This window comes from Alteromonas sp. KUL42 (assembly GCF_006538325.1).
Classification (GTDB): Bacteria; Pseudomonadota; Gammaproteobacteria; order Enterobacterales; family Alteromonadaceae; genus Alteromonas.
This window is the reverse complement of the sequence record NZ_BJKK01000005.1, coordinates 53,541-76,408: the sequence shown is the minus strand read 5'-3', so window position 1 is coordinate 76,408 and position 22,868 is coordinate 53,541. Positions and strand designations below refer to the sequence as shown.

The window sequence follows — 22,868 nt, the reverse complement described above, 5'->3', positions numbered from 1 at the left end:
TAGCCCCTTAATTTTGAAAGAAAGGGGAGTGATGTAATGAAAGTTCGTGCATCAGTTAAAAAGATTTGCCGTAATTGTAAAGTTATCAAGCGCAACGGTGTTGTGCGTGTAATTTGCAGTTCTGACCCTAAGCATAAGCAGCGTCAAGGCTAATCTAAGCGGTACAGAATATTGGCAAAGCTGTAAGCAGAACCTGACAGTACTTATCAGGTTCTGCTAGTTTTGTTTAAAAGTATTTTGAACCTTAATTTGCAATTTAGTCGACGGGTAAGTATCCTATCGGGCTTTTTAGGTCGTCGACAAATAAACAAGAGGAGTGCTGTTAATGGCCCGTATCGCTGGCATTAACATTCCTGAGCACAAGCATGCTGTAATCGCTATCCAAGCGATCTATGGCGTTGGCCCCACACGTGCGAAAAGCATTTGTGCGGGTGCTGGTGTTGCAGAAAATACAAAAATCAAAGAGCTAGACGAAGCTACTATTGATAAGCTTCGTGACGAAGTGGCTAAATTCACCGTTGAAGGTGATCTACGCCGTGAAGTCTCTATGAGCATCAAACGTTTGATGGACCTGGGTTGCTTCCGTGGTATTCGCCACCGTCGTAGCTTGCCTCTACGTGGTCAGCGCACTAAAACTAATGCGCGTACCCGTAAAGGTCCTCGTAAGCCAATTAAGAAGTAAGCGGGGAGTAAGTTATGGCTAAAGCACCAGCTCGTAGCACGCGTAAACGCGCTAAACGTCAGGTTGCAGACGGTATGGCTCATATCCATGCGTCTTTCAACAACACAATTGTGACTATTACAGACCGTCAAGGCAATGCACTAGCATGGGCGACATCTGGTGGTTCAGGTTTCCGTGGTTCACGTAAATCTACCCCATTTGCTGCACAGGTTGCTGCTGAGCGTGCAGGTGTTGCTGCACAAGAATACGGTCTTAAGAACCTTGAAGTTTTTGTTAAAGGTCCAGGTCCAGGCCGTGAGTCTGCGATCCGTGCTCTTAACGCTACAGGTTATAAGATCACAAACATTACCGATGTGACCCCTATTCCTCACAACGGTTGTCGTCCACCGAAAAAACGTCGCGTTTAATCGACGGACAGTTGGAGAAAGATCATGGCAAGATATTTGGGTCCAAAACTCAAACTTAGCCGTCGCGAAGGAACTGACCTGTTCCTAAAAAGCGGCGTTCGCGCAATCGATTCTAAATGTAAAATCGATACAGCGCCTGGTCAGCACGGTGCCCGTCGTGGCCGTCTGTCTGACTACGGTGTTCAGCTGCGTGAAAAACAAAAAGTTCGTCGTATGTACGGCGTTCTGGAAAAACAATTCCGCAACTACTATAAAGAAGCTGCTCGTCTAAAAGGCAACACAGGTGAAAACTTGTTGCAACTTCTAGAACAGCGTCTTGACAACGTAGTTTACCGTATGGGATTTGCTAGTACTCGTGCTGAAGCACGTCAGCTAGTAAGCCACAAGGCGATCATGGTTAATGGTCAAGTTGTGAACATTCCATCGTTTAACGTTTCTGCCGAAGACGTGGTTTCTGTTCGTGAAAAGGCTAAAAAGCAAGCGCGTATCGTTGCTGCTTTAGAACTGGCTGACCAACGTGAGAAGCCAACCTGGATTGAAGTAGATAGCAGCAAAATGGAAGGCACTTTCAAGCGCGTTCCTGAAAGAACTGACCTGTCTGCTGAAATTAACGAACAGTTGATCGTCGAACTTTACTCTAAGTAAAGCTAACTAAAGAGGAAGCATTGTGGGTTCTGTGACTGAATTCCTAAAACCGAGATTAGTTGAGATCGAAAACGTTTCTCCTACTCGTGCCAAAGTAACTTTGGAACCACTAGAGCGCGGCTTTGGCCACACTTTAGGTAACGCCCTACGTCGTATTTTATTGTCATCTATGCCAGGATGTGCAGTAACAGAGGTAGAAATTGATGGCGTTCTTCACGAGTACAGCACCAAAGAAGGTGTACAGGAAGACGTAATTGAAATCTTGCTAAATCTAAAAGGTTTAGCGGTTCGCCTTGAAGGTAAAACTGAGGCAACCCTAACTCTAGTGAAATCTGGCGCTGGCCCTGTTGTTGCTGGTGATATTCAGCATGATGGCGACGTAGAAATCGTTAACCCTGACCACGTAATTTGTACTTTAACTGGCGAAGCTGAAATCAGCATGCGTATTAAAGTAGAAATGGGTCGTGGTTACGTACCAGCTTCTACCCGTCGCTCCTCTGAAGAAGATGATCGTCCAATTGGTCGTTTGTTAGTTGACGCTTCATACAGCCCAGTTGAACGTATTGCATACAGTGTAGAGTCTGCTCGTGTTGAACAACGCACAGACCTAGACAAACTAATCATCGACATGGAAACGAACGGTACATTGGATCCTGAAGAAGCGATCCGCCGTTCTGCTACTATCCTAGCTGAACAGCTTGATGCATTCGTAGATCTACGTGATGTATCAGAGCCAGAAGCGAAAGAGGAGAAGCCAGAATTCGATCCGATTCTGCTTCGTCCAGTAGATGACCTAGAGCTGACAGTACGTTCTGCAAACTGTTTGAAAGCAGAAGCTATCCAGTATATTGGTGACCTGGTACAGCGCACTGAGGTTGAGTTACTTAAAACACCAAACCTTGGTAAGAAATCGCTAACTGAAATCAAAGATGTTCTAGCATCTCGTGGTCTATCTCTAGGTATGCGCCTAGAAAACTGGCCACCAGAGAGCATCGCTGAAAAAGATTAATCAGGTTTTTATCAAACTGATTTGTAGAGAAGGATAAAACTATGCGCCATCGTAAGAGTGGTCGTCAGTTGAATCGCAACAGCAGCCATCGTCAAGCTATGTTCAAAAACATGGCCGGTTCTTTGGTCAAGCACGAAGTGATCAAAACTACGTTACCAAAAGCGAAAGAATTACGTCGCGTAATTGAGCCTCTAATCACTATGGCTAAGCAAGACAGCGTTGCAAACCGTCGTCTAGCTTTCGCTCGCACTGGTGATAAAGAAGTTGTAGGTAAACTATTCAACGAGCTTGGTCCTCGTTACGAAGCTCGTCCAGGCGGTTACACTCGCATTCTTAAATGCGGTTTCCGTGCTGGCGACAATGCCCCAATGGCATATGTTGAGCTAGTTGACCGTCCAGTTGTAGAAGCTGAAGAAGAAACAGTAGAAGCAACTGAAGAGTAATTAATACTCGAAATAGAAAAAAGGGCGTGAGTGAAAACTCAGGCCCTTTTTTTATGGTTTCGTTTTGCTGAGTTGTTACAATATGAATGCACTAACTTTATTACTGGTGATACACATTGTATTTGAAATTTTGATGTGTTCATTTATACTGCCGCGCTATCTGTGATAGTCTGATACGTTGTAATGTTGTACTTGTTAATCTAGAAGGTTACTGCTCTACGTTCAACCCAATACAAACTCACTATGGTTATATTTAACGAACCAATGAACAGTTTGCGGGGAAAATAAGTTGAAAGGTGACTAATTACAACAACTAGAAGCTAGATAACTTGATATAACTATCTTGATTGATGAAGTCTAAATTTTAGATGTGCTGTTGATAGTTAATGGCTAGACGGTGTACTCAAATAAAGAGAATGCCTTAGTAAATTAATGTAATACCGTCAAGGTTTACTAAATTTTTCCATCCTAGCAGGTCAAAAAGAAATGTAAGAACTATCAAATAAGTTTAATTAAACTTTAAGTGAATAGTCTGAAATACAATTCTAGATCATCGTTAATGTTTATACTTATACTGCCTTTACAGGGATTGAAGTTAAAACCAGAATAATTAGTGGGTTAAAATGCAGAGCAAGTTAAGTAGTGAAGAAACTACCCAAAGTTATCAAAAAGACGAAATTGATTTTATTGAGTTTTTTTTATTAATTGTAGAAAGATGGAAGTTGATACTTTTAATAACGTTCATTGGCATTGGGTTGTCCTTGGGGCTTGCGTCTTTTAAAACAAAGGTCTACCAAGTGTCAGTAGATTTGTCGAGACCTTCGCTTGCTGATATAAGCTCACTAAATAACAATGGACTTACTCAGTATGAGCCAGACGAAGTGTTTAAGCTTTTTTATGATTACAGTACTTCGAAAGTTTCATTTAATGCTTTTATAGACGAGTCGCAGATTCTTCCTGAGTTTTTTCCGAATGTTGATGAGGCTTCATTGGATGCTGAAAAACAGCGCTATTTCACTAGCCTGTTTTCTATGATGGAAAACGATATTCGCATTCCTAATAAACGAGACGTTAATCTGTTAAATGACGGCACTCGTTTCTCTATTACTTTCAGTCACCGCAACGAATTATTGGCAGTTGACTTTTTAAACCAGTACCTACCTTTTGTTAATACGAAAATTGTTAAACAGTTAGAAAAGAATGAAGAAATTTTGGTTGCAGGCAAAAAAGAACAAATAAACCAAAAAATCACGATGCTTAGAGAAGTTTATAAGCAACAGCGCCTGTTTGAAATTGAAAGGTTAATAGAAGGAAATGCAGAAAAACTGGAACAACTACGCTTGAAAAAGCAATTACTAGTAACCAACGCAACTAGTCGCCGTCAAACAGAGATTGAAATTTTACAAGAAGCAAATCAGCTCAAGCTAAATAAACTACAACAAAAGCGTCAACTATTGATATTAAAAGCTGAAAAGGATCGTTCTACAAAAATCGCCGAGGCACAAGAAGCCCATAAAATTGCACTAGCTTTAAATATCGTTTATCCAACTTCACTTGATGAGTTGAAAGAAGGTGACAGTATCCCTACAACCACAAAGATTAATGTTAATGGTGACGAATCGTTACCATTGTATTTAATGGGTACCAAGTATTTAGAAACTTTAGTAAAAACGCTAAAAGAGCGTGATAATGATTCAAAATATCTAGAAGAATTGAATGCTTTAGATTTAGAAATAGAAACGGTCAAAAATGACCAAGTACTTGCGCAAATGAAAGAGCGAAGTGCTGCTGATGACGCAAAGTTTATTCAAGAACTTAACGATATAAATGTACAAATTATAGAGATCGAAAACGATGAGCGTTTACAAATATTAAGAGACAGGCAAACTGACGACCCTTTTATTCCTGAACTCGCTTCGTTACTAAACGAGTTAAATGAATTAAACGCTCTATCACTTGATTTTTCTGACGTCTCTTTATACGCAGTAGAGAGTCCACCTTTTGCATCGGGAAGATACAAAAAGCCATCTAAGGCGCTAATCGTGATTATTGGGTCTTTTATTAGCTTTGTGATGGCATTGGTTTTAGTGCTATTTAAATTAGTTATTGAAAGACGTGTTAAACAAAAAAAGCAACTAGATAGAAACTTGGGCTAGAAGTCATGATTAAAAAACTGCCCCATGTTGGTAGCTTTTTGTTTTTGATTCTGCTCTCCACCGCACGCCCTGACGCGGTGTTTGATTCTTGGCAGTTTTCTTTAGAGCCAATCGCTTTACTCTGTTTGTTTTTATTGTTGTGTTACAAGATATGGAGTAGCTGTGGATTTAGGGCTTTTATTAAACGCAATAAGTTAACACTATTACTGTTGCTGACTTACCAAGTAATATGCCTTGTCAGTCTATGGCTTAATCTGCACTATTATACAAGCCAAAAAGATGTTCTGCGGTTTGGATTATACTTCATCATTTTGTCATCAGCGGTGCCTCTTGCTCTTTGGCTATTTAGTTTACCAGAGGGGAACCGAGGGTTCTCTTTGAGCCGCGCCAAATGGTCAAACAGTCTTATTTGGTTGCTGTTTTTATTTATCGCACTACTTTCGTTGTGGCAAGTTTATGACTATCAGTCAGCTAAGGTTTTAGGAAGGTTCTTTGTTGGTTCTGAAATCTGGCCAGAACAGAATGTTAATGCGATTTTTAAGATAAACACCGATTTAGGCACGATATTGTCTTTAGCGGTAATTTTCTGTTTAATCTGGCTCAAAAATAATTTCAACAGAATAAGTAGAATAGAGTTTTGTTGCTTTATTTTTTTGATGTCAGCATTATTTCTAGCAGGCAGTTCTATTGGCTCTCGCAATTTTCTTTTGACCTTTTCAGTGGGACTCCTTGTACTATCAGTACAGCAGGTACGGAATAAGCGCACATTAGTTCACGGTTTAATATATTTATTTCTTTTCGTTATTATTGCACACGTTCTTGTACTTGTTTCTCCTTATGCACTGATCAAATTCAGTTCGTTATTGCCATACCTTCAGGTACTAGCAGATGGGGAGGTTTTGGCTTGGTCTGATATCATCCCAAGATTTGATAATTATGCTTTTGGTGGTCGCCTTGACTTATGGACAAAATCAATTGAGTTAATTAGTCAGAACCCTTATTTCGGAGTGAGCAATGGCGGTGCTAGGACAGTACTCAATCCAATTAACGGTGGAAACGCTCATAATTTTTTATTGCAAATTCTATTGGATAGCGGCCTAGTTGGGTTTGCGGTACTTGCTGTACTTATAGCTAAGATATTGTTGGAACTAAAAGCTGCTGGTAGACTTGCAACAGTTGCTCCTTTACTGAGCATGGTCTTGGTAGGGCTAAGTTTTGACTACTATCTTGATCATAGCTTACCTTGGATTATTTTTACCGCTTACTTGCTTGCAATTGTCACATGTAATGCGAGCTTCGTTGCTTCGTGCAGTAACAGGGTTAGTTCTGACATTAGTGAAGGTTCATTACAAAAGAGATTATTACTAGTTGCTTTAACAATATCTTCGCTTTTTTTGGCTTACCTTTTTAGTTCTTATCATCAGCGTCTCTATTCAAACCAGAAAGTATCTGTTGGTACTCGATTGGCGAACATTACTTATGGTTTGACTGTATCTACAGATGATATTGTTTTTGTCGACGATCGTCTAAAAATGACTCGCGAGGAGTTAACGAAGAACAGTGGGTGGCGTTTCAATCCCTATAGTTTTGAGCAATCGGGCTTAAGTGGTCTGTGTTCATATGCTCTGCCGAGAAGTGCGTTTGTTCTTGTTGTTAATAAACAAGAGCTACTGGATGTTGAGCTACAAGCATATAAGTATTATCGTCATGAGCCTACTTTTTTGAATGGTAAGAGTGGGTTTGCCACAATCTTAGCAGAAACTTTGGATTGTCAAGATTTTGTTTATGATGATATTAGCGAGTTCACACGTTTAGATTGGTTTACCAACCGTTTCGATATAAACGTTTTAGACCAATCTGAGCAATGGACAATGCTCGCTAATATGGCATTGAGTTCAAAACTATTTAGTGTAAAGAAAGGCCGTTATAATTTTAGCTACACTGCAAGGGGTCGCTATCATAGTAATGACAAGCCAATACTTCAGGTAGAGGTATATAATGCTCTGGGCATCAAGCTCAAAGAAGAGAGTTTTTTGATTGATGAGAGTCAAACATATTATTTCGATTTTGTAATTGATAAGACTCAGCCATTATTTTTTAAGATGGCATTTATTAATGACTTGTCCGATGATAAACAGAAAGAAGTAGTCATCGTACCAGAGTCGATCAAGATCACCCCTTTGGGATAACATAGAATATAGAATTTGAGGGTTTAAATGGCTGATAGAAAGGTTGCTTTAATAACAGGAATAACAGGGCAAGATGGCGCATATCTCGCTGAGATGTTGCTTTCTAAGGGATACATCGTCTACGGAATTCGTCGTCGCAGTTCGTCATTTAATACCTCGAGAATAGACCATCTATATAAAGATATTCACGAAGATGATGTTCGTTTGTTTTTGCCTTATGGTGATATGACTGACTCGACGAGTTTGTTGCGTATAATTCAGCAAGCACAGCCAGATGAGATTTACAATTTAGCAGCTCAATCGCATGTGGCAGTAAGTTTTGAAGAACCCGAATATACTGCTAATTCAGATGCTCTTGGTGCTTTGAGAATTCTTGAGGCTATTCGGATATTAGGTTTAGAGAAAAAGACGCGTTTTTACCAGGCAAGTACTAGTGAGTTATACGGATTAGTACAAGAAACGCCCCAAAAAGAAACTACTCCTTTTTACCCTCGTAGTCCTTATGCAGTTGCCAAGCTATATGCTTACTGGATCACAGTCAATTACCGCGAGGCTTATGGTATATATGCTTGTAATGGTATCCTTTTTAACCATGAAAGCCCTATTCGTGGAGAAACTTTTGTAACGCGTAAGATAACACGAGCCTTAGCGAGAATTCATCTTGGTATGCAGGATTGTTTATACTTAGGTAATTTAGACGCTTTGCGTGATTGGGGTCATGCAAGAGACTACGTTGAAATGCAGTGGCTGATGTTGCAACAAGATCAACCCGAAGACTTTGTCATTGCGACTGGCGTTCAATACAGTGTAAGAGAATTTGTCAATATTGCAGCGAAAGAACTCGGAATGAGTATTCGCTGGGAAGGTAAGGGAGTTGATGAAAAAGGATACGATGAAAATGGGAAGTGTATAGTCGTTGTCGATCCTCGTTATTTCCGTCCAACGGAAGTTGAAACACTACTAGGGGATGCCTCGAAGGCAAAGAAAAAATTGGGCTGGGAGCCGCAAACTAGTTTCGAACAGTTGGTAAGAGAAATGGTACAAAGCGATCTAAAAAATGCCAAAAGAGACAGTTTAGTAAAGCAACATGGTTACTAGTGAGTAGTCGAAAATAATAAAGTTTATAAGGTCGTATAAACCAATGAATTCTGCAAATATTATCAAAGAGATTTCTAGCTGCCGTATCTGTGGCAGTAATGAACTGGCTGAAATTGTCACCTTAGGTGATCAGGCGTTGACTGGAGTATTCCCGAAAAGCAAAGGACAGGACATAACAAGTGGGCCACTAACTCTAGTTAAGTGTAACGGCACCGATAGTTGTGGTCTGGTACAGCTAAAGCACAGCTATGATTTGAGTGAAATGTATGGAATGAACTATGGTTATCGTTCGGGACTCAATGCAAGTATGGTTGAACACCTTCATTCAAAAGTTGCACGAATTCTCGATTTAGGTGTTTTGTCGCCGAATGACCTAGTAATAGATATTGGTAGCAATGATTCAACTACCTTACAAGCTTACCCTAAAAACAAATACCAATTAGTTGGTATTGATCCAACGGGTGTGAAGTTCTCTGAATATTACCCGCCGGAAATTCGTTTAGTGCCGGACTTTTTCTCAGCTGAAACTGTACGTGAAGCCCTCGATGGTCAGAAAGCTAAAGTGATAAGTTCTATTTCTATGTTCTATGATTTAGAAGACCCACTGGCTTTTGCACGTGAAATTGAAGGAGCTTTGGCCGATGAAGGAATATGGGTATTTGAACAAAGTTATCTCCCCGCCATGTTACGAACAAATTCATTCGATACTATTTGTCATGAACATCTAGAGTTTTATGCACTTAAACAGATTAATTGGATAGCCAAACAGGCGGGTTTAAAGGTATTGGATGTCGAGTTCAACGACATAAATGGTGGTAGCTTTTCTATTACAGCGGCGAAAAAAGACGCCTCTTATGAGCCTAACACTGCAGTCTTAGATAAGATTTTGGCAGATGAAACCGCAATGGGGCTTGACGGCCTATCAGTTTATGAAAAATTCAATTCTGATGTTAATACCGAGCGCGATGCCTTATTAGAATTTTTGAATAATGCCAAAGCTCAGGGTAAAACCGTATGTGGGCTTGGAGCCTCTACAAAGGGGAATGTTCTACTTCAATACTATAATATTGACGAGAGTCTACTAAGTTGTATTGGAGAGGTGAATTCAGATAAGTTTGGTACGTTTACACCAGGTACTCTGATCCCTATCGAATCTGAGCAAGCAGTGTTAGCTTCAGAGCCTGATTATTTGTTAGTGTTACCATGGCACTTTAGAGCGTTTTTTGAACAGTTGCCATCAATGAAAGGTCGTAAGTTGGTGTTTCCTTTGCCTCATTTTGAGATTGTCCAGCTTTAATAAAATCTAAAGCATGGCATTTTGGGAATGTATTCACAGGGAATGTGATTTGAACCACTTAACTTCAACCGTAGTGTCTAAATCGGGATCTTTTGTGCTTACTATATTGCTTAGTTGTTGCGCTGTATTAGGCGCTCAGCGTTTTCTATTACCTGGCATTTATAGTTATGTCTGTATAGTGCCGCTTGTGTTAGCAATATACTACTTTAGTGACAAATCCCTTCGTAATACTTTAGTGGTCTTTGCACTGTTTATTAGTGTTGATAACGGATCTGATGTTTTTGTAACTACAGCAGGGCCGGTCCGTTATCTCATTTATTTGGCGTGTATTTATATAGTTTTTGAGCATATTCGCTTTAGCATTAGCCGAACGATAGGTGTGCTTTTCCTCAGTTGTATTTATGCACTTCAAACATTGCTCAGCGAAATCCCGATAGACGCTATTACTCTTTCACGCGATCTCTTATTATTCGCGTTGATTTGTGGGGTGGTATGTAGAAGTACTCGAAGTCGTTCTTTTAGTTTCGATATCGAATTGCTCACCTATTTACTAGTAGTTTTTTCACTAACTGAACTAGCTAACTTCTTATTGTTTTTTAGTTTCATAGAGCATGCCTATCTAAGTTATGATTCAGTTAAGTCTCTAGTTGTACTTGTTCCTTTTTATTTTATAGCGAAAAGAAAAACGCTGTTAGCGATAGGGGCAGTATCTTTAGTCACGGTTGTATTAATCGCTTATGTTACAAGAATGATCATATTGACCTATATGGGAACTATATTGCTCTTTGTAGTAATTCATTATGGCCGATCATTTTTCAAGATGTCGTTTATCGTTTTGTTATTTGTACTACCGTTACTTCAATTTATTAGTGATAACCAAGAGCGCTTAAAAAGTTATAAGGCAGTGGCATTTTTATCTGAAGTACAGTCCACTAAAAATCCCATGGATTTGTTCAGAAGACTCGACCCTGTGCGCTTTGAAGAAACTAAGCTATTCTTCAGTCGTGACTGGTATACTTTATTAGTAGGTAGTGGATTTGGTTCAGGCTTACATGATAAGGATGACGCGTTTAATTTTGTTTCTGAGCAACAAACCGCATTTACACCGCAGGAACTACGCAGTGGTTATTTTTATAATCTTCATGATACTTGGATAGACATAGGTCTCCGCTTCGGTTGTGGCTTTATTATTTGGTTATATGGTTATCTAGTTTTACAAACAGGTAATCTAGACCCCTATCGTTCTATGATGGCCATGTGTTTATTGGTATTAGTATCGTGTGCTTCTTTTACCAATGGTGGGCTATTGTTGACGGCACTTATGTTTTTAGTGATGCGCTCTCCAAAGTATAATCATGTAAAAACAAGCAAGCTGAATGACCCAAATAGGCTTGCATATGTCAGTTAAACAGTTATCAGTATTGACCAAAAATAGTATAATTGGCGCCGCGGTCTCTTATCTATTAACTATATACCTAGCGAATATTCTAGGCCCCGAGACATTTGGAGTTTATTCATATGTGCTAGTAATTGCGGGAATAGTTGGCTTAGTCGTAAATTATTCCACTGATATAACTGCGGCTAAGATGAGTGTGACGGAAGACTCAAAGCAAAAAGTATTTGATCTTGTTTTTGCATTTCGACTAAGTGCACTTTTAGTTAGTGGAATGGCACTTTTGGTGGCCGTTTATATTTTTGAATTCGATGGAAAAATGGCATTTGGTGTATTTTGTGTACTTCTTGCTTCGATGAACCTTGCCTTTCTATTCGAAATTTGTCATCGCAATATTGTATATTCGTATATTTTTCTTCTAGAGCGCTTGCTCTATGTCGGTTCGGTAACGTTATTTCTTAACCTAATGGAGCCAAGTATACTCTTGGTATTCTGGCTTTATTTTATTGCCAATGTCATCAGTTTGATGATTCAATTTAGAGTGCAACTTCCCTACTTTAGAGCGTTTTCTTTTCCCACAAAAGGAAAGTGGATACGTTTATTGAACGACAATTTTTCTTTGCTAATGATTGCTATGGCTCAATTAGCTTACGGTGGGTTTAGTAGAATTATATTTGAGAATAAATACGGTCTTGAGCAATTGGGAATTTTCTCACTTGGATTACAAATTACTGCCGCAGCATCAATTTTTCAGAGTCAAGTTGAGCGCGTATTTAGGATGAGCATTTCTAGTGCTATCAGCAATGGGAAGATGCAGGATATACTTAGCGCCCTAAAACGCTATTTGTGTATGTCAACGTTGCCGATAGGGCTTTTAGCATTAGTGATAACTAATTGGAGCGAAGAGTTTGTCACGTTAATATTTACAGAAGACTATCGTTCATTAGCGGACTTGCTTTTTTTATTTGCTAGTTTTTTTGTGATTATTAACCTTAACTCTTTGGTCACGATGTGTTGGGTAGCACTTGATGAACAACGCCAATATTTTTCTATGTCTATGAAATTTGCAGTTGTACTACTTGTTACCCTGTACTTTTTGCCTCCAGATGTGGGGGTTTCCGGTTTTATTTTATGTATCCTAGCGATACAGATCACTTCATTGGTCTATGCGTCAACTAGGTTCTTCTTATTGCTTAAAAAAACAATTTCTGCTCTTAATGTAGAAGGGAGTTAAAAATGTCAGATGAAAAGAAAATCAACTGGTCGGATTTTTATCATTGGGGTAATGAAAGCCAGTATGTGACTGACGCTATCGACTCTAAATGGGTGTCCGGAGGCCAATATGTTGGTAGGTTAGAGCAGCAGTTTTCAACGTTATTAGACTTGAATAATGTACTCGCAGTTTCTAATGGTACAGCAGCATTACAATTGGCTTTTTTAGGCATTGATATCAAGCCTGGTGATGAGGTTATCGTACCGGGTTTCGGTTTCATGGCTGCTGCGAATGTGCTAAGACAAATGAATGCGGTACCGGTATTTGCAGATGTGTCATTATTTGATTGGAATATGGACGTTGCTCACGTCAAAGCATTGATCACCTCCAAAACCAAAGCCATTGTTTGTATTCATAATTACGGTGTGATGTCTGCTATGGCTGAATTAGCAGACATAGCGAAAAAACATGGGATTTATCTTATTGAAGATTGTGCAGAAGCAATCTTTTCACAATATCAAGGCAAGTATTGCGGCGCGTTCGGCGATATTTGTACTTTTAGTTTGCATGCCACAAAAACTATTTCAAGCGGTGAAGGTGGAATTGTTAGCTGCAAAGATCCCGAGTTGTATGAAAAAATGGTCTTGCTCAGAAGTCATGGTCTACGTCGAGAGAAGAAACATTATTGGCACGAAGTACATGGCAACAACTTCCGTTTATCCAATGTTCTTGCTGCTATCGGTGTAGCACAATTTGAACAGTACGACGCTATATTAAAACAAAAAGAAAGAGTGTTTGAACGCTACCAAAGCGCGTTATCGAACCATCCGTTAATTTCATTTCAATGCTATCCCAAAATAAGCTCTCCAATAATGTGGGCGGTTGCTATCTACATTCCTTTTTCTTTACTGAGCATCAGTAGAGATGAGTTAATGGATCGTTTATTAAAATACGGCATCGAAACGAGACCTGGTTTTTACACTGCAGACGAATTACCTATTTTTGCTGATATTAGTCAGCGCTCAATTCCAAATGCACAGCATATCGCATCTAACGTAATAGTACTTCCTAGCGGAGCACTCATTAGTGATGACGATATAGATTTTGTTTGTCAAACGCTGTTGACGCAGCTAGATCAAGTGACGTCGACTCCTTTAGCGTTTAAATTACTCGACTCAAATGCAGAACCTGATGCGTTAGACCAAAGGTTACTGCAACAGTTTTTGACCAATGCTCACTCATCTTTGAGTGCTTTTCGCTATTTCTCTACTCGTGAATATAGTGTTCTGCAGAATCATCTTTCCACTTTACTGTTGTTAATAGATGGTAAGCCCGTAGTGTACGGCCATCTTGATCAAGACAAAGATACGGTATGGCTCGGAATTGCTGCTATTGAGTCTCATAAAGGGCTGGGGTTAGGTAAAATAATGATGCGTGAATTGATTAATCATGCTTATCAACATGGTTTGTCATCCATCGTATTAAGAGTCGATAAAGACAATGTTGCTGCCTTTAATCTATATCGGAGTTATGGCTTTGTTGTCGACGACAACGATACTGCACCTACTTCATACTTAATGACGAAAACCTTAGTGTGATGGGTGATAGCACCGAGACAATGGCTAATGACTAGAAAAACGTTAATTTTTTCCTCTTTGACAGGGGGCAAGCTAACCGGACATATGATTCTTGACGATGTATTCTGGATCAAATATTTCAAGTCCCAAGGGATAGAAGCAGATATCATAACTTCAGCGTATTCAAAGGCTAACCTGCAAAAACTTTTTCCTTCACATCAAGGAGCAATTAACACTTTTGAGGGGCAACCAGATGACGATTTTGCTGGACGCTCCAAGTTGATAAGAAAAGTCTTTGCTTCGCCAAGAGTGCGAAACAGTTTGGTTGTGATTCAAGGATTCGAAGAATTATCAATTTTAGTTTTCTTGATAAAAAACTTAGGTGGTAACAATCAATATGTTTTAGTGCCAACTAACAATATTGCCAAAGGCCGAATTACGGGAAAAGGGCGTTTACTGCGTTGGTTGCTAAAAGCTATCTTTTTACTTGTGGACAAAGTCTTTTGCCACACACAATTCGAGATAACCTTAATTAATCGTCTTATCCATTTTTCAGACGAAAAAAAGCTTGAGGTAGTCAAGTACCATCAAGGGGTTAATCGCGAAAGGTCTGCAGCTTCATTATCAAATAGGCCAATACTCTCATTTTTTGGCCCAGCTAAGCCCGATAAAACATTGCAGCCTTTGGTAGATTTAGTACTAGCCGATAAAAAGGGTATCTGGGACTATCGCGTTTACAACCCTGGTGATTATCAAGCAGAGTTGTTGTCTACTATAGAGAACAAGGCTAACGTCCAAGTAATAAAACATTGGATGAACAGTGAGGAATACGAAACAGCGGTGTGCCAATCAAGTTATATCTTGTTGTCTCAAAACAGAGATTATGAAGGGAAGCTAAGTGGTAATCTTTGTGATTGTATCGCTTATTCTATTCCCTTTATTTCAACGAATATTAGCCCTGTAAATGAGTATGTTACCAAATACGGTGAACTCGGGTTTATTTGTGACTTTGACCAACCTCAATGGGCTGAGAAGCTATTTGCTAGCGATCCTTTAATAAAAATGACGGAACATATTGAGGCGATGAAAAAGATGAGAGCTGATTACACTGAGCAATGTTTGATTGAAGAGCTCAATGAAAAATTACCATCTACCATCACTTATTAAGCTATTAATCGTTTAAAACGATAGAAGGAGTTATTTTTCTATGTGCGGAATCTTTGCCTCATTCAATATAAAGGATCAGCATAACAGTGAAGCGGAACTGATTGCCGCTATCGAGTCGGTATCTCATCGAGGCCCTGATAACTGCAGCCACTTTACAGATGGTTTTTGTTTTGTTGGCCATACCAGGCTTTCTATTGTTGGTATTGCCGATAGCGGCAATCAACCTTATGTTTTTGAGCATCTCGTTATGGTGTATAACGGAGAGATCTTCAATTACATTGAATTAAGAGAGGAGTTGAGAAGTCTCGGTTATCATTTTGAGAGTGAATCAGATACCGAAGTAGTACTCAAGGCCTATCATTGTTGGGGCGGGGACTGTTTTGAGCGTTTCAATGGCATGTGGTCATTAGTCATTTACGACCAGTCTGACCGGTCCATGCTCATTTCTCGAGACCGTTTTGGCCAGAAGCCACTTTTTATTCTAGAAAATCAATCTACTTTTTATGTTGCCAGCGAAATTCAACAGTTAGCACCTTTGTGCAACGGCGATATAGACTACGGGCTGATTCAGATGTTTTTGCAAGAGGGAGGTTATGATGGTCAGGGAAGAACGTTTTTTAGTGCCATTAAAGAGTTTCCCAAAGCTCATTATTGTCGAATTGATGCCACGGGTAATATTCAGACTTATCGATATTGGGACTATTATAAAGGTAAAATTCAGTCTGTTGACGAACAGAGCTTTATTGATTTTGAATCGTTACTGAAAGACGCGGTAAAACTAAGGTTACGTTCAGATGTTCCTTTTGGCGTGTTATTATCAGGTGGGGTAGATAGCACTATTATTGCTGACTATGCCGAGCAATTTGGTCCCAAGCAAAATCCTATACCAGCTTTTACATATGCTTCAAATGATCATGAGGATGAAAGTAAATATGCGAAAGCAGTTGCAGATAAACTGGGGATGGAGCTCACAACACGTGAGCAAGAACAAGACCCACAAGAATTTAAAGCTAGGCTTCGGCGATTGGTTCAGCACTTAGGTCGTGGTCACTCTTCACCAGCTGTAATCTCCATTGATTATCTGTATGAGTCGGTAGCAAAAAAACGGAATAAAAGTCGCTCTTGATGGTCAAGGAGCTGATGAGTTGTTGGCTGGATATAAGAATTATTTTATTTTAATGATTTTTGTATTCCTGTTTAAAGGTCAGTTTAAGCAAGCACTTAAGTGCTTTAAAGCCCAACTCAAACAGGGCTTTATATCATCAGTAATAATGTTCTTACGTAATATGCTTCCACCATTTGCCAAGAGTTGGATGCGTCGAGTCTACGGTTACGAGCGCTTTTTTACGCGCTACAAAGCGACAACAGAGCCATTACAGGTTAAAAAGAACGATGATGGCAAAACTAATGCGAGTGCATTCAATCGTTATTTGATTGAACAACATCAGCTAGGCTTGGAAAATCTGCTTTATTATGGCGATATTGTTGCAATGAATAACTCCGTTGAAAATCGCTCTCCCTTTATGGATCATCGCCTCGTTGATTTTGTCTTTAGTCGCGGTGATAAGCTTAAGTTGCATGATGCCAAGGACAAATATGTGCTACGCACTTTGCCCGCTTATCAACGGTTTAAAGCTGAGCTTGAGAGAGATAAAATTGGCTTCTCCTCTGACATTAAGGCAGAAACCAAAGGTTTTATGGTTAAGGAACTTCGTCAATCCCCCATTTTGGAGTGGCCTATTTTTACGAAGTCATTGAGTGACGTTCTCGCAGGTGACACTTTCGAGACGGCCAAATATGAGCGGTTGTTATTTCGTTTATACCAAGTTCATCTTTGGAACGATATATTTAAGCTCAATAAAAACTAGGATAGAGCATGAAATTCTCAATCGCCTATTTATATGCCAAGTTTATTAAGAAAACTCGTGGTACTTCGTTGTACAATTCGACCATTCACTCAACCTCTAAGGTTGAACCTGGCAGTCAAATGGTGAATGTACGCATGGATCGGCATTCATTTTGCGGCTACAACTGCGATATGAGTAATGTTGATATTGGCTCATTTTGCTCTATTGCTAATGGTGTAATTATTGGCGGTGGTATGCATCCGATAGAGTGGATTTCAACTTCACCTGTGTTCTACTACGGCAGAGATAGTGTAAAAGCTAAGTTCTCTGAGCATCAAAGAGTGGCCCCTCTTCAATCTGTGGTTGGGAATGATGTGTGGATAGGTCAAAATGTAATAGTTAAACAAGGTGTTACGATCGGAACCGGTGCAGTGATAGGAATGGGAAGTATTGTCACTAAAGACGTTCCACCTTATGCAATTGTTGCTGGTAATCCAGCTAAAATACTGAGAATGAGGTTTAAGCCTGAGTTGATTGAACGATTACTGGCATCAAAGTGGTGGACTTTAGATGATAAAAAACTGTCTGACCTAGGACAATATGCCACTGATCCTGAAAAGTTTTTAGAACAAATGAAATAATGTTTGATTGAACGGCTAAGAATGAAAAGAGTAGAAAAAGTAGAAGAAAAAAGAAAGTGCTGATTTTGTATAATTACATATTGCACTATCGCAAGCCCTTTTTTAATCAGCTGGCGAAAAAGTATCAGGTCACTGTCTTGCATTCGGGTCAACCGAGCGTAACAGAAGACGATAAGTACGCTGAAATAATTACTCCAGTGAAAAAGCTCGGCCCCTTTATGTTTCAATCAGGCGTATACAATGCCGTATTTAGCGATGAGTACGACATTGTAATCTCTTTATTTGATGTTCGCTGGGTGAATATTTTACTTTACTTATTATTTAAAAAATCTAGCCAACAACATCTATTATGGGGAGCATGGATTACCAATAGTCGCATTGCAAATCACGTGAGGGCCTTTTTTATGAAAAGGGCTGATGCAAGTGTCTTCTACACCTATGAAGCTCTAGCGGATTTTCTAGATTATGGTTTGGAAGAGCGAACTATGTATGTAGGTAACAACACTTTTGATGTTGGCAGTAGGATCAGATCATTCGAGTCACCGGTTAAAAATCGTATATTGTTTGTTGGAAGCTTGAATAAACGTAAAGAGAATGATGTTTTGCTAAAAGCATTTGCAAACGTTAAGCAACAACTCCCAGCAGACATACGTTTGACTTTCATTGGTGAGGGCAGTGAGGGTGAGTCACTTAAATCATTGTCTAGCCAGCTTAATTTGGGATCAGAAGTAGAGTTTCTCGGGAAAATCAATGACCCAGAGAAGTTAAAAGAATACTATCAGCACGCTATAGTATCTGTCTCTTTTGGTCAGGCTGGGCTAGCGGTGCTTCAAAGTTTGGGATATGGGGTGCCCTTTTTAACTAAGTTAAATGCTATTAGTGGCGGCGAAAAATCAAACATCAAAAATAATGTTAACAGTGTGTTTTGTGAAGATAATCAACGATCTTTGGAGCAATCGTTAGTTAAACTTTGTACTGATATTGATTATTCCAGAGCATTGGGCAAGGCTGCGTTCGACCATTATTCTGAGTATTGTACAATCGAAAATATGACACAAGGCTTTTTGGATGCTATCGAAGGCACTCGTTTGGCCAAAATTGATAAATGACCATTAAGTATCGTCACTACATTATTGCATTATTGAGCTACTGTCTGATTTATGCAGTATTTTTTAGTCCAGTAATATTTGGTGGTGACCAGTTGTTTTATTCTGATGGTTCGCTATCGGATTTCTACACGTCACCACAATTGTGGTCCAATGAATATTTCGCTGGCCACCCTGTTTTCGCTGCGCCAGAAAAGCAGTATAGCTATCCACTGCGCTACTTATTTTCCTCTTTGCCGAATGACTTCAGTTATAACATTTTTGTACTCTCTGGTTTTATTCTGACCGCATGGTTTACCTACGGCTATTGTTATCGTCTTAGCCAATCGAGTTTTGCCTCATTTGCGGGTGGATTAACTTTTGGCTTATCAGGCTTTATGATGATTAATGTGGACCATTTATCAATGATCCACGCTACCGCTTGGATGCCTTTGTTAGTTTGGTCCCTACATGAATTACGAGAAACTCCAAGCCGCTTGTGGTTTTCACTTTGTGTATTGGCCACTGCATTAAGTATCTTGTCAGGCCACCCACAAATAACCTTTTACACAATGTTGTTCTCCGGCTTTTATGTATTGGCATTGGCAAATAGTTCAAGTGTTGGTGCAGTGCGTTATTGTGGAGTATGTTTAGTTGCGGTGGTTTTGGGTTTAGGTCTATCTGCCATTGAGGTTATTCCTATGGTTGAGTTAGGCCAAAGCAGCACCAAGCAAACGATGAGTTATGAGGTATTTAGTAGCTACGCATTTCCTGCCAATCAATCAGCCCAGCTATTTTTCCCATTTATCTATGGAGGCTCGACTGAATCAATCTATGGTGGGCCATTTTTCGGTTTAGCTCATTCAAGAGGGATCATCGGCTCTATCGGTTTTCTATCTATTATGTTGGCTGTTTATGGCAGTGTTAATTACTGGAAAAGTGATATCAATTGCCGCTATTGGTTCTGTGCGTTATTAATTGCATTTGTTTTGGCATTGGGAGATTCGACTGTATTTTTTAAGTGGGCGTTTCAAGTTCCTGCGTTTAATTTGTTTCGAGCACATGGTCGTTTAATGATGATTGTAGCGTTCGCCACAGCTGTACTCGCAGCTCTTGGTTTGGCAGCGCTACAACGCCAAAGCATAACTTTATTTACTCGTCTAATTATTGTGTTTGGGCTGCAAGTCTTGGTGCTTGGTTTACTATTCTGGACTATAAACGGCGACTTGTACCAACGTTATAGCGGAAACCTTACACATTGGGCGCTACTGATACCTTTGGTGTTTTTAGGCTTGTCATCACTGATTATACTGTTTTGGAAAAAAACGCTAAATAATAAAGGTTTGAAGCTGGCTTTTATCGCCTTCCTTATTTTAGATCTGTCTTATTCGACTTGGTACTTCCCTTGGCGCTACTTGACAGTGCCAGTGGATTTTTTACAACCGGACAATCACCATATAGCCTACAAAAAGGAGCTAGGTGAAACAAATCATCGATTCGCAGCGATGGATGGATTCTGGTCTAAGGTATTGACACCTTCACAAGCTAGAATATACGGCATTGCTACAGTCAATGGTTATGGGCCATTGCAACTGTCTCAGTATCAACTATTTAGTGATATAACCAATAGTGGCAATTTTTCTGAAAACTTGTTTGACACTCATAACCGCACGTTAGATTTGTTGTCAGCCTCCTTAGTGTCATCGGCCAAGCCTATTAGCACAGCCGATAACCGTTTTGAATACATAGAGCAAGTGGGTAACTCATGGGTATATCGCAATAAGACCGTATTACCTCGTGCTTGGTTGGTTGAACAAGTCATGGTTCAAGATATTCCCACCATGCTGACCTCTATCAGAACGTCGCAGTTACCTGACGGCAGCACTTTTGAACCAACAAGTATGGCATTAGTTGAACGACCAATAAATGTCATGATGAATAGCAACCAAGATGAGTTGTTGTCTGATTCATCAATTCAGCAAAAAGTTGAAATAGTAAGACTAACAAACCACAACATTGAACTTAACATCCACACTCCGCGAGCTGCTTTTTTGGTTCTTAGCGAGAATTATGCCGTTGGTTGGCAGGCCTACATTGATGGTAATGAGCACTCTTTGATCCGCACAAATGTGAGTCTTAGGGGGTTGGTTTTAGCAGCTGGTCAGCATCGAGTCGAACTCAAATATCAACCGTATAGTTTATTGCTTGGTGCTTCTATCAGTTTATTTAGTTTATTGGTCTGTTTGTTTATTATTTTGAGCCGCAAAAGCAAAAGGTTAATGTCATGAAGCTTTTGATTCACGCCGACGACCTCGGAAACTCTAGGTCTATTAGCGACAATATTCTCGATTGCTTTGGTTCACATTTACCACTGAACGGTGCAAGTATCATGGCTAATGGCCATGCATTTGATTATGCGGCTGAGGAATTCAATAAGTTAAACGGCAATTACCGGCTTGCGGTGCATATAAATTTGATGGAAGGGCCAGCGTGTCTGAGTATTGATGAAGTTCCCTTACTCGTTGATAAGCAGGGCTATTTTCGCCACTCTTTTCAGTCGTTGTTCGCAGCATATTACGTTTCAAGCAAAAATAGAAAAGCTATCGCAGCTCAAGTCAAGGCAGAAATGCGAGCTCAGATGCAGGCAGTGGCTAAATACTTGCCTCCTAATTGCGAACTTCACGTCGATAGTCATCAACATTTTCATATGATCCCGTTCATTTTCAAATTATTGATGGAGTTACATCAAGAAATTCCTATTGGTTATATTCGGATAGCTAGAGAGCCATTTTTTTTTCATATCAAAGGGAAGGGCATTCTTAATTATTTCGGTTTGAATCTTATCAAGCATTTGTTACTGAACTTCTTGGCTAAAAAATGTATTAAATTGTTGAAAGGAACACATATAAAGAGCCCAGACTTTTTTGTGGGTGTTTTGTTTACCGGCAATATAACTATTGAGAGTGTTACTAAGGCATTAACAGTATTAAATACTAAACATCCGAACCAAGAGTTAGTGATTGAAATCTTAATGCATCCAGGTGGCGCGAGTAAGGAAGATGCATCCCTATGGAAAAAGTATCCTCACTTAGTTGAATACTACTGTTCAGAATTCCGTGAAAAAGAGAAGGCACTATTGAAAAGCCCTGCTCTCGCGCGGGTGGTTAAGCACTTTGAGAAGCCGCGATCGTGAGATTAGTTTTAGTAATAGAAGAAACTTGCTTTTATCACCCAGGTTTTGTGGCTAAGTTTCTACAGAATTGTAAAGATGAGGTTGTGGCTGTGGCTTTGGTAACCAAAGTGCCAGACAAGAGTAATCTCGAGCTATATATGAAAAAGCACTGGTTTCTTCTTAAGTTAAGCGAAATATTGAAACTGGGAAGCCAAAAAGTCTGCGCTCAGTTACTTGACTTGAGCGGTTTATCAGGCAATGGGCGTTATTATTCTGTTCGTTCTGTGTTAAAAGACTTCAATATTAACTATTTTGAGGTGGAAAGTAATATTAACCGTAGCGAATATTTAGAGCAGTTCGAACGCTTGCAACCTGATGTTATTGTTAGCTCAAACTCCCTAATTTTTGGTAAAAAGCTACTTTCTTTACCCAAGCTTTGTTGTATAAATCGCCATTCGGCACTATTGCCCTCTTATGGCGGCTTATGGCCAGTATTTCAAGCATTTCGCAATGGCGAGACTCAGACTGGTGTTACGATCCATACTATGGACGAAGAGATAGATAAAGGCCGAATTCTTAGCCGTCGGGTTGTGCCTATTAATACAGGTGACACAATTGCCAAGTTATATTTGCAGTGCTTTGATTTAAGTGCCGATGCGCTTATCGAAGCATTAGAACATCTGAGACATAATTCATTGCCAGAGTTCGATAACATAGGTGCGGAGTCTTATTATTCTATGCCACTAGAGGAACATTGGCGGGAATTTAGACAAAGAGGAGGGCGTTTTGTTTAACATGAAGATTTTTGAATGCGCTAATCGATGTGCATAGTTAAAGGTATATGAGT

21 protein-coding genes are annotated in these 22,868 nt (G+C 39.7%); all 21 read left to right on the top strand.

Annotation, left to right across the window (positions count from 1 at the left end; translation table 11 throughout):
* The first annotated feature begins 36 nt into the window (after positions 1 to 36).
* The 21 genes from rpmJ (at position 37) to EYR97_RS09010 (ending at position 22,815) form a co-directional block, all read left to right on the top strand.
* On the top strand, positions 37 to 153 hold the full coding sequence (gene rpmJ, locus EYR97_RS09110; RefSeq protein ID WP_012519217.1) for a 50S ribosomal protein L36: 117 nt from the start codon (positions 37 to 39) through the stop codon (positions 151 to 153).
* Positions 154 to 325: 172 nt separating this feature from the next.
* Entirely contained in the window at positions 326 to 682 is a 357-nt protein-coding gene (gene rpsM / locus EYR97_RS09105; RefSeq protein ID WP_012519216.1) for a 30S ribosomal protein S13, read from the top strand.
* Between the two features lie 14 nt (positions 683 to 696).
* Entirely contained in the window at positions 697 to 1,089 is a 393-nt protein-coding gene (gene rpsK / locus EYR97_RS09100) for a 30S ribosomal protein S11 (RefSeq protein WP_013786215.1), read from the top strand.
* Between the two features lie 24 nt (positions 1,090 to 1,113).
* Positions 1,114 to 1,734, top strand: coding sequence for a 30S ribosomal protein S4 (rpsD, locus tag EYR97_RS09095; RefSeq protein WP_012519214.1), 621 nt, complete (start codon positions 1,114 to 1,116; stop codon positions 1,732 to 1,734).
* A gap of 19 nt (positions 1,735 to 1,753) precedes the next feature.
* Positions 1,754 to 2,743 carry a DNA-directed RNA polymerase subunit alpha gene (locus EYR97_RS09090; RefSeq protein WP_131093530.1) on the top strand — a complete coding sequence of 330 codons (990 nt, stop codon included), beginning with the start codon at positions 1,754 to 1,756 and terminating at the stop codon, positions 2,741 to 2,743.
* 41 nt (positions 2,744 to 2,784) lie between these two features.
* A complete protein-coding gene (rplQ, locus tag EYR97_RS09085; RefSeq protein ID WP_131093529.1) occupies positions 2,785 to 3,186 on the top strand; it encodes a 50S ribosomal protein L17 in 402 nt (133 codons plus the stop codon).
* A 623-nt stretch (positions 3,187 to 3,809) separates the two neighbouring features.
* Positions 3,810 to 5,342 carry a Wzz/FepE/Etk N-terminal domain-containing protein gene (locus EYR97_RS09080; protein WP_131093528.1) on the top strand — a complete coding sequence of 511 codons (1,533 nt, stop codon included), beginning with the start codon at positions 3,810 to 3,812 and terminating at the stop codon, positions 5,340 to 5,342.
* A 5-nt stretch (positions 5,343 to 5,347) separates the two neighbouring features.
* A complete protein-coding gene (locus tag EYR97_RS09075) occupies positions 5,348 to 7,531 on the top strand; it encodes an O-antigen ligase (RefSeq protein ID WP_131093527.1) in 2,184 nt (727 codons plus the stop codon).
* 27 nt (positions 7,532 to 7,558) lie between these two features.
* Positions 7,559 to 8,629, top strand: coding sequence for a GDP-mannose 4,6-dehydratase (gmd, locus tag EYR97_RS09070; protein WP_131093526.1), 1,071 nt, complete (start codon positions 7,559 to 7,561; stop codon positions 8,627 to 8,629).
* Positions 8,630 to 8,672: 43 nt separating this feature from the next.
* Complete coding sequence (locus EYR97_RS09065; protein WP_207308051.1) at positions 8,673 to 9,926, top strand: class I SAM-dependent methyltransferase; 1,254 nt, start codon at positions 8,673 to 8,675, stop codon at positions 9,924 to 9,926.
* A gap of 49 nt (positions 9,927 to 9,975) precedes the next feature.
* Positions 9,976 to 11,334, top strand: a complete 1,359-nt coding sequence (locus EYR97_RS09060) for a hypothetical protein (RefSeq protein WP_131093525.1) — start codon at positions 9,976 to 9,978, stop codon at positions 11,332 to 11,334.
* Positions 11,303 to 12,553, top strand: coding sequence for a lipopolysaccharide biosynthesis protein (locus EYR97_RS09055; RefSeq protein WP_131093524.1), 1,251 nt, complete (start codon positions 11,303 to 11,305; stop codon positions 12,551 to 12,553). The genes EYR97_RS09060 and EYR97_RS09055 overlap by 32 nt, the downstream gene beginning before the upstream one ends.
* Positions 12,554 to 12,555: 2 nt before the next feature.
* Positions 12,556 to 14,130: a GNAT family N-acetyltransferase gene (locus EYR97_RS09050; RefSeq protein ID WP_131093523.1), complete on the top strand. Its 1,575-nt coding sequence runs from the start codon at positions 12,556 to 12,558 to the stop codon at positions 14,128 to 14,130.
* A 27-nt stretch (positions 14,131 to 14,157) separates the two neighbouring features.
* A complete protein-coding gene (locus EYR97_RS09045; RefSeq protein WP_131093522.1) occupies positions 14,158 to 15,276 on the top strand; it encodes a glycosyltransferase in 1,119 nt (372 codons plus the stop codon).
* 40 nt (positions 15,277 to 15,316) lie between these two features.
* Positions 15,317 to 16,402 (top strand): asparagine synthase (glutamine-hydrolyzing), encoded by a 1,086-nt coding sequence (gene asnB / locus EYR97_RS09040; RefSeq protein WP_131093521.1) that lies wholly within the window; start codon positions 15,317 to 15,319, stop codon positions 16,400 to 16,402.
* 19 nt (positions 16,403 to 16,421) lie between these two features.
* Positions 16,422 to 17,144 carry an asparagine synthase C-terminal domain-containing protein gene (locus tag EYR97_RS09035; RefSeq protein ID WP_307722610.1) on the top strand — a complete coding sequence of 241 codons (723 nt, stop codon included), beginning with the start codon at positions 16,422 to 16,424 and terminating at the stop codon, positions 17,142 to 17,144.
* Between the two features lie 8 nt (positions 17,145 to 17,152).
* Positions 17,153 to 17,764, top strand: coding sequence for a CatB-related O-acetyltransferase (locus EYR97_RS09030; protein WP_131093519.1), 612 nt, complete (start codon positions 17,153 to 17,155; stop codon positions 17,762 to 17,764).
* A gap of 65 nt (positions 17,765 to 17,829) precedes the next feature.
* Positions 17,830 to 18,873, top strand: a complete 1,044-nt coding sequence (locus tag EYR97_RS09025) for a glycosyltransferase family 4 protein (RefSeq protein WP_131093518.1) — start codon at positions 17,830 to 17,832, stop codon at positions 18,871 to 18,873.
* Positions 18,870 to 21,137 carry a YfhO family protein gene (locus EYR97_RS09020; protein WP_131093517.1) on the top strand — a complete coding sequence of 756 codons (2,268 nt, stop codon included), beginning with the start codon at positions 18,870 to 18,872 and terminating at the stop codon, positions 21,135 to 21,137. Before EYR97_RS09025 ends, EYR97_RS09020 begins: the two co-directional genes overlap by 4 nt.
* Positions 21,134 to 22,042 carry a carbohydrate deacetylase gene (locus EYR97_RS09015; protein ID WP_131093516.1) on the top strand — a complete coding sequence of 303 codons (909 nt, stop codon included), beginning with the start codon at positions 21,134 to 21,136 and terminating at the stop codon, positions 22,040 to 22,042. Before EYR97_RS09020 ends, EYR97_RS09015 begins: the two co-directional genes overlap by 4 nt.
* Positions 22,039 to 22,815, top strand: a complete 777-nt coding sequence (locus EYR97_RS09010) for a formyltransferase family protein (RefSeq protein ID WP_131093515.1) — start codon at positions 22,039 to 22,041, stop codon at positions 22,813 to 22,815. The genes EYR97_RS09015 and EYR97_RS09010 overlap by 4 nt, the downstream gene beginning before the upstream one ends.
* The last annotated feature ends 53 nt before the right edge of the window (positions 22,816 to 22,868 follow it).

What these genes read in the sequence shown, in the direction of transcription:
- EYR97_RS09080 (WP_131093528.1), top strand. Translation starts at nt 3,810, where the DNA reads ATGCAGAGCAAGTTAAGTAGTGAAGAAACTACCCAAAGTTATCAAAAA.
- EYR97_RS09045 (WP_131093522.1), top strand. Translation starts at nt 14,158, where the DNA reads ATGACTAGAAAAACGTTAATTTTTTCCTCTTTGACAGGGGGCAAGCTA.
- gmd (WP_131093526.1), top strand. Translation starts at nt 7,559, where the DNA reads ATGGCTGATAGAAAGGTTGCTTTAATAACAGGAATAACAGGGCAAGAT.
- EYR97_RS09015 (WP_131093516.1), top strand. Translation starts at nt 21,134, where the DNA reads ATGAAGCTTTTGATTCACGCCGACGACCTCGGAAACTCTAGGTCTATT.
- rpmJ (WP_012519217.1), top strand. Translation starts at nt 37, where the DNA reads ATGAAAGTTCGTGCATCAGTTAAAAAGATTTGCCGTAATTGTAAAGTT.
- EYR97_RS09030 (WP_131093519.1), top strand. Translation starts at nt 17,153, where the DNA reads ATGAAATTCTCAATCGCCTATTTATATGCCAAGTTTATTAAGAAAACT.
- rpsK (WP_013786215.1), top strand. Translation starts at nt 697, where the DNA reads ATGGCTAAAGCACCAGCTCGTAGCACGCGTAAACGCGCTAAACGTCAG.
- rpsM (WP_012519216.1), top strand. Translation starts at nt 326, where the DNA reads ATGGCCCGTATCGCTGGCATTAACATTCCTGAGCACAAGCATGCTGTA.
- EYR97_RS09020 (WP_131093517.1), top strand. Translation starts at nt 18,870, where the DNA reads ATGACCATTAAGTATCGTCACTACATTATTGCATTATTGAGCTACTGT.
- rpsD (WP_012519214.1), top strand. Translation starts at nt 1,114, where the DNA reads ATGGCAAGATATTTGGGTCCAAAACTCAAACTTAGCCGTCGCGAAGGA.
- EYR97_RS09050 (WP_131093523.1), top strand. Translation starts at nt 12,556, where the DNA reads ATGTCAGATGAAAAGAAAATCAACTGGTCGGATTTTTATCATTGGGGT.
- asnB (WP_131093521.1), top strand. Translation starts at nt 15,317, where the DNA reads ATGTGCGGAATCTTTGCCTCATTCAATATAAAGGATCAGCATAACAGT.
- EYR97_RS09075 (WP_131093527.1), top strand. Translation starts at nt 5,348, where the DNA reads ATGATTAAAAAACTGCCCCATGTTGGTAGCTTTTTGTTTTTGATTCTG.
- EYR97_RS09065 (WP_207308051.1), top strand. Translation starts at nt 8,673, where the DNA reads ATGAATTCTGCAAATATTATCAAAGAGATTTCTAGCTGCCGTATCTGT.
- rplQ (WP_131093529.1), top strand. Translation starts at nt 2,785, where the DNA reads ATGCGCCATCGTAAGAGTGGTCGTCAGTTGAATCGCAACAGCAGCCAT.
- EYR97_RS09055 (WP_131093524.1), top strand. Translation starts at nt 11,303, where the DNA reads ATGACCCAAATAGGCTTGCATATGTCAGTTAAACAGTTATCAGTATTG.